Genomic DNA, 7,243 nt, shown 5'->3' on the forward strand with positions numbered 1-7,243 from the left:
ATAATCTCTCCAATATTCTTGAGCTTTACGAATATCTTGTGCTTGAGTGCTTTTATCCCCGCCACAGAGTAGAAGCACTACTGTTGTTCCTACTTGTCCAAAGTAGACGCGGTAGCCAGGACCGTAATTAATTCTCAGTTCCAAGACTCCTTGTCCGACTCCAGCGTAGTCTCCCAAATTACCTATCTTGACTCGCCTAAGCCTATTATCGATTTTATCTCTGGCTTTAGTACCTCGTAGAGAATCAAGCCATTCTTCAAAAGGGCTGCTCCCGTCTGCTGTCAGATAGTTCTGAATCTCTCTTGGTTGAGCTTCCACTACTTTATCGTAAGCACGTCACAGATCTAATTACTCACCCTATGGTGCGATCGCTCTTTACCTACGACACCCCTAAATTTCATCCGTAATTTCCCTTAAACCTCCAGGCTTTCCTCAAAAAAAGTTCAGTAAATCCCTTGATTCGCGCTAGACCCAAGGCGAGATAGCGTGTAGTGGGATTCAAGGTTGTGGCTTATATCAATAGTTCCAGGCGATCTCATCTACTATCCCTAACATAATTTTCAAGCGCAAGCTCACACCTCAAGGGCATAGATTAAGAAGGTCAGCGAATATGCAAACTCAGTGGCAAAAAACACTACTTCAAATAAGCTTCTGGCTAATTATTGAAATTCTCCTCAATCTCTTAGGACTCGATAACTTAGCCGACTATAGTGAATTTGTCTTTGAGCAGAAAACCATAACCGTAAGCAGTTGTGTCTCTGGCGTGACACTGGAAATTTGACTGGAATGCAACTCTCTAGAATTACAGCCATCACTGCATCGCCAAAGAAAAAGCCCCCTATTCAGGAGGCTTAAGTTCTAAAATTTACAACGGAATTGTTAAACCATTAACCAAAAAAGGCTAGACCTCGTACCGCCATTACTCCAGCAAATGCCGCTACACCGACTGAAGTAAGTGCTGTACCAAAGAGCCACCAAGCCGCCGTTGCAACTGCTTTTCGGGTTTCTTTCATTTGCGCCTTAGCCGTGTGCTTCAACTGTTTCACACGCTTTTCAGCTTCCTCTTGCAGTCGTTCCGCACGGTGCAATACACTATCCCGTGCCCCTTCAATTTGGTCAATCATTCGATTCGCATCCGCCTCGGAAATGTCCTCACGGGAACTTATAACAGCCACCAAAGTATCCCGATCAAACTGACTCAAGCGATCGCGCAGTGCATCAAATCCCGCCTCTGGGTCGTCAAAGAGTTTGCGGAAGTCGCGCTTAATCCCCTCATAATTGAGTTCGGGACGGTCAAGCGAGTTGAGGTAATTGCGAATTTTACCAAAAACGCCATCAATCACCGATTGCATTTGGCGCTGAATCGCTTGCGCTTGTTCGACAAACTGATGACGCGCAGAGTCAATATTATCCGCAATTCGGTTCGCTTCCTCTTCCGAAATATCTTCCCGTTGCGACAGCAGAGAAACCAGTGTACCTCGGTCAAAGTGAGAGAGGCGATCGCTCACACTCTTCCACCCTTCTCGCGGATCGTTGAACAACTGTTGCAGATCGCGCTTGATACCTTCGGGAGCAAGTTCTTCTTTATTCGTGTTCCGCAGGTATTCTTCAAAATTGGATTGTACATCCTGTACCGTATGCTTGGCACGGCTGGCTAAGCGTCGCGGTGCTTTTGTAATGCTGCGGATGCTATCTTGCACGCGATCGATAATCCGATTTACTTGCTCCTCGCTCAAGTCTTCCCGTTGACTGAGAAGTTTAACCAAGGTTTCCCGATCCACATGAGAAAGCCGTTCTCGGAGAGCCAAAGCTCCCTGTTTCGGGTCATCTAGGAGTTTGGTTAAATCCTGCTTAATCCCTTCCGGGTCAAGTTCATCAAGGTTCGTATTCCGCAGATACTCAGCAATCTGACTGGTAATGCGATCATACTGCTCCTTAGCATTTCCCGCTAATTCTTGCGGTGCATGGAGGATAGTATGGCGCACCTCTTCAAACTGATCGATAAACTGATTAATCTGCTCTTCGCTCAAGTCCTCACGCTGATTCAGCAATTGCACCAGCGTATCCCGGTCAAATTGCGAGAGCCTCTCCCGGAGCGCTTTGACGCCTGCCTGAGGGTCATTGAGGAATGTTTGTAACTCTTGCTTAATACCGTCGGGATTGAGTTCTTCTTTGTTGGTATTGCGTAGATAGGACTCTATCTTTTGTCCTAGCTCTTGTGCTTTAAATTTCGTTTGGTATTGCAGATTTTGTGCTTCTGACAAAACGCGATCGCGTATGCTTTCTAACTGACCCATTAGTTGATCAGCTTCCTCTTGACTAAAGTCTTCCCGTTGAGAGAGCAGGCTGACTAAGGTGTCGCGATCAAATTGTGAGAAACGATTTGAGAGCGCATCAGCACCCGCATCCGGGTCTTCCAAAAGTGCTTTAAAATCGCGCTCAATTCCCTCAGGATTGAGTTCTTCTTTACCCGTTGAGCGCAGATAATTTTCAACCCGGCTACGGAGGTCTTGTGATTGTTCTTCAGACTCAGCGCCTTGAACCGTTTCTAGGACTTCTTGACGAATCTCTTCTAGCTGATCGGCAATATCTGCTATTTGATCAGATGTGAAATTATCTCGTGATTCCATCATCTTCACGAAAGTGTCACGATTCAGTTTCTCTAATTGCTGCCGAACCGCCTTTGGAGCCGCCTCCGGGTCATAGATAACGTCTTTAAATTCCTGCTTAATTGTCTCTCGGTTTAGGTGCCAAGGTTTGGAATTGAGCAGGTAGTTTTCCACATCGGCCTGAATCGTATTAAACGATTGCCCAGGTAATTGCTCAGCCACCTTAGAGGAAAGATGTTTAGCCTGCTCGGTCGCTTTATCTTTGAACTGTTGCAATTGGCTGGAAATCTTTTCCACATCGACATCAGACAAATCCGTCCGCGACAGGACTCGACCTAGTAGTGCACTGATACCCAGTTGCAAGCCTTGCTCCATCAAGCCATTTCCATTTTCGCCATTGGAGCCATTCCCGTTCTCTGCTTTGCCCGATCCCACTCCAACCAGTTGTCCAAGTTTATCGCCAAGCTGAGCGGAGGTGAGTTCTTGTGGGCTAGCCGACTGGAGGAAGTTGAGCAATTGTGACTGGGGATCGGCTTTTTGTTGCACTCCTAATACTTGCTGCCAAGCACCTTCGAGTTGGTCTGCAATCCGATTAACGTCTTGTTTGGATAAGTCTGTACGACTACTGATTAAATCGACAAACGTCTGACGGTTCACATTTTGCAGAACATCACTATCCGTAAGCGATCGCAATTCTGAACTGGTCAGCAACTTCTCAAAATCATTGCGAATCTGTTTCAGGTCTAATTTTGGCAGTTGTAGATCGGCTACATAGTCTTGCACTGTATCCCGAACACGCGTCGGGTCGACTGCCGAACTCAATTCGCGGCGAACGGCGGCTACTGATGCCTCTACCGTATTCACAACTTGAGCATTCACAGCCCTTCCACCCAGAGCGGTGGCGGCTATACCCATCACTCCTTGCAAGCCAGAAGACGCCGTGTTCGCAACAGAACCCACTAAGGAACTAATTGCCGTAGAACTGACCCACAGGAGCAACAAGAAGTAAGCTGACCAGATGACAACGCCAGTAATGGCTCCCAAAGTCACACTATTAATCAGGGTCAGTTTCACCGCCAGAAAAGAAGCGATAAATAACGCTATATTGACGGTTATTAATGCCCATAACCCGACCTTTGATTCAACTTCGCGAACAGCATGACCCCAGCTATCATCGGAATCAGCATCCACTGGATTTTCACCAGAGGCAATTCCCGCCGCCAGGGTGAAGTTCGTTAACAGAAACTGGAAGGCAAAGGCCATGAGTACCCCAGCAACCAGCGCCATCAAAAATTGAGGCGCAGAAAAGACTAGTGCTGCCTCTGTTGGGGGGCTAACTGGCTGAGTTACCCTTGGAGCGACTTGAACTTTTGCAAGCCAAAATTGCGTGCTGTGCAATCCCAGCACCATTCCTAGATTGTGAAACATAGTTTTTACCTCTTCAAAACTGAAGATGGCGTATATCCAAGGTGGCACGACAATTACAGGGTTTTGTAAATTTCTGTAATGCTTGACACACTTACGCCTAACTTCATGGTTGTTGTCAGAGGTTGAAACGAACTCCCTCTCAGGTGTGAAAGCCGAGAAAGCGATCGCTGATAACACACAAAATATGCAGTTAAATCACCCTAAGTTGAATAGCCTGACTTAAGAACTTTCCTACTTTACCAACCAACCTTTGTGCAGGGGGTCTGGGGGAGGCACTCCGTCCCCCAGTGGGGGGTTTGGGGGGAGACCCCCCAATCTGGGTTTTCCTAAGAAACGATCACTTTTCCCTTAAGTCAGTGACATTCTGCTTAAGCTCAGTGACATTCACCCTAAGTTAAAGGTTGTCAGAGACTACACCTGACTTAACAACCCCCACATCAGCACGGCGTGAAAACAGCTTGAAATAAAGACCAACAAACAATTCTTTAAGCGGAAATGTCACAAACGTTAAGGGATTAATCGTGACGATAATATTCCTCACATCTCTAACCGCCAGATTCACAATTTGCTTTGCCACCCATTCCCCGGACATTACCCCAATCGGATTGAGATTACTCTTAAATGGCCCCAAAATTAGCTTGCGTACCACACAAGGAGCATCCAGACGTCGCAGGGTTACCAAATCTCCTAGTGCCCGTTTGGTGAGTTCGTACAGAGGACTAAACGCAGGATTGGCTTCTGCTTCTGAGGTATTCACCCAAACCTCTTTTGTCGCCATCTCTTTGTTAGTGCGAACCGTGCTGAAGAAAAGTTCCATTAACCGCCAACTAGAAAAGGTGTTGACTTCGTAGGATAGCGCGATCGCATCTTTCGTCCTCTCCCCATGCACGTTAATCCCATGATTGAGAATCAGGATATCCACGGTTTCCAGGATTGCCGCCAAATCTGACTCTTTCCCCACTTGCCAGCTAATCGTTTTGATTGGTACGCTTTCACCCTTCACGCTGACGGTAACAGACTGCTCCCTGGAGGTGAGAGCGATGACTTTTGCCCCACGTTCCTGGAGAGTAGCCAGAAGCGCTTGCCCCAGCGTTCCCGATGCTCCAGTTACAGCAATCGTCTTACCTTTGAGTGAAAGTGCTGTCCCCATGAGCTTGTCTACCAACGTCAACGTACCGCAATAGTAAGCTTTTTGGTTATCAAAATGGTGCCGCCAGTGATAGGTGCGATTGACAAACCAACGGGAGGGTGGAGTAAGGAATTGTCCGGAGCGATGGGTGACATCCGTTAATTCCTCCGCCCATTTCAGGCCGCTGCCCCGTGCGATCGCACTGAATAAGAAAGTCAGCGTGTAAAGACAACCGGATAAAGCCGCCCACTGTTGCTCTGGTGCGATCGCATGGGCTACACCCCACATCAACAACCCCATCAGCAGCATAACCAGGGCTTCTGGTACGTCATTGTACCAATGAGCCTGCCGATAAATAGTGTCACTGACCGCCGTTAAATCCGGACGAAAAACGCGATGATGCCAGACATGTAACCGATACACAGGAGTCCAATAATGACCTAAGAGGTGGTAAAAGTCTCGCACCACTTCTACCCATAGGACAGAACCCAGTCCCCAAGCTGCCATAGCTATTAACGAAGTCACCATACCCCAATTCCACACACCTTTAGTGACAACTTCACTACAAAACGTCTCAAAAAATTCAAGTATCCCCATCAAAGTATAAGAAATTTAATAATCTCAGATACAATGAAGCTGCACTGGGGTTGATTAAAACAGGAGCAATTTTACAAAAAATCGTCGTTTCAGACATTTTGGGCGAGATTGCCAAGTCTTTGCAAGAGCTACCTCCTTGTGTACTTAGGTATGTTGCTCAACAGGGGCGGGTATAGGTTTCCTGGCTACTAAGGCAGTTGCTTCACGTCTTGGCGATCGCGTTCTATGTACAAAAGTGGCAGAGTTTGGTGTTATCTCCTACCCTAGTTTCTTAATGATTGTTGATAAGTAAGGGGAGTGAAATCGAGTAAATTATGCCGGAGAATTACTGGTCAGAAAATGAGTCTGGTGACGAACTTGACCCGATTAGCTCACTGTTGTCTGACTATGAGGAAGAAGAATTTGAAAATGACTTCTTCTTTCAAGGGCTAGGAGGACGCAGACGGAAAGCTGCTGTGGTGCTAACAGTACTTTGGAGCGGCACAATTTTACTCCACTTAGTATCTTGGGGTTCCTACTTAATTTGGAGTTTAGCCGCCCTATTAGGAATTCAGGCGGTACGCTTCTTACTAGCTCGACCGCTCAAGACACCTGAACCGCTTTTAGATGAGACTCAGGCAAATTTACCCTTTGTGTCTCTCCTCGTTGCAGCAAAAAATGAAGAAGCTGTCATCAGTAATCTAGTTAAAATGCTGTGTAATTTAGATTACCCAAAAGCTCGGTATGAAGTTTGGGTAATTGACGATCACAGCACCGACCAAACGCCAATTTTATTAGACCAGTTAGCTACAGAATATCCCCAGTTAAAAGTTCTGCATCGGGGATCTGATGCGGGGGGCGGGAAGTCGGGAGCACTAAACCAGGTACTCCCTCTAACGAAGGGAGAGATTATTGGTGTATTTGATGCCGATGCGGGGGTGCCGAAGGATGTACTGCGCCATGTACTACCTTGCTTTGGTAATCCAAGCACAGGAGCAGTACAGATGCGTAAAGCGATCGCGAATGCATCCGTCAATTTCTGGACGCGAGGGCAGATGGCAGAAATGGCTCTCGACACCTATATCCAACAGCAACGGCTTGCCATTGGTGGAATTGGGGAATTGCGGGGCAATGGTCAGTTTGTGCGCCGAGTCGCTCTAGAGCGTTGTGGCGGTTGGAACGAGCAGACCATCACGGACGACTTGGATCTGACGATTCGCTTGCATCTCGACAAGTGGGATGTTTCGTTTATTGACTTCCCTGCTGTGGAAGAAGAAGGCGTTACAACTGCCTTGGCACTATGGCATCAGCGCAACCGTTGGGGAGAGGGTGGATACCAGCGCTATCTGGACTATTGGCGACTCATTGTCAGTAACCGGATGGGTACGTTGAAAACCCTGGATGTGTTTTCATTTTTGCTGATTCAGTACCTTTTGCCAGCCGCTGCCCTGCCGGACTTCTTAATGGCGATCGCTCGTCACCAATTACCCATTTTTGCCCC

General features: G+C 47.3%; 5 protein-coding genes. 2 read left to right on the top strand and 3 right to left on the bottom strand.

Features of this window, described 5'->3' with window-relative positions; translation table 11 throughout:
* Nucleotides 1-318 (bottom strand): type II toxin-antitoxin system RelE/ParE family toxin (locus V6C93_RS22170; protein ID WP_333478849.1); only part of this gene is annotated, 318 nt, incomplete at its 3' end.
* 292 nt (nt 319-610) lie between these two features.
* Here V6C93_RS22170 and V6C93_RS22175 point away from each other — a divergent pair.
* A complete protein-coding gene (locus tag V6C93_RS22175; protein ID WP_333478850.1) occupies nt 611-781 on the top strand; it encodes a hypothetical protein in 171 nt (56 codons plus the stop codon).
* A gap of 106 nt (nt 782-887) precedes the next feature.
* Here V6C93_RS22175 and V6C93_RS22180 read toward each other — a convergent pair whose 3' ends face one another.
* Together V6C93_RS22180 and V6C93_RS22185 are read right to left on the bottom strand one after the other, a co-directional pair.
* Entirely contained in the window at nt 888-4,037 is a 3,150-nt protein-coding gene (locus V6C93_RS22180; protein ID WP_333478851.1) for an MFS transporter, read from the bottom strand.
* Between the two features lie 394 nt (nt 4,038-4,431).
* Nucleotides 4,432-5,694 carry a bifunctional sterol desaturase/short chain dehydrogenase gene (locus V6C93_RS22185; protein ID WP_333478852.1) on the bottom strand — a complete coding sequence of 421 codons (1,263 nt, stop codon included), beginning with the start codon at nt 5,692-5,694 and terminating at the stop codon, nt 4,432-4,434.
* 383 nt (nt 5,695-6,077) lie between these two features.
* Here V6C93_RS22185 and V6C93_RS22190 point away from each other — a divergent pair.
* Nucleotides 6,078-7,243: glycosyltransferase family 2 protein (locus tag V6C93_RS22190; protein ID WP_333478853.1), on the top strand; the 1,166-nt coding region annotated here is incomplete at its 3' end.

Origin of the sequence: Allocoleopsis sp. (assembly GCF_036703385.1) — a bacterium.
Taxonomy (GTDB): domain Bacteria; phylum Cyanobacteriota; class Cyanobacteriia; order Cyanobacteriales; family Coleofasciculaceae; genus Allocoleopsis.

Bases quoted from the DNA above. Each gene is read 5' to 3' on its own strand.
- V6C93_RS22175 (WP_333478850.1), top strand. From the start codon at position 611: ATGCAAACTCAGTGGCAAAAAACACTACTTCAAATAAGCTTCTGGCTA.
- V6C93_RS22180 (WP_333478851.1), bottom strand. From the start codon at position 4,037: ATGTTTCACAATCTAGGAATGGTGCTGGGATTGCACAGCACGCAATTT.
- V6C93_RS22185 (WP_333478852.1), bottom strand. From the start codon at position 5,694: ATGGTGACTTCGTTAATAGCTATGGCAGCTTGGGGACTGGGTTCTGTC.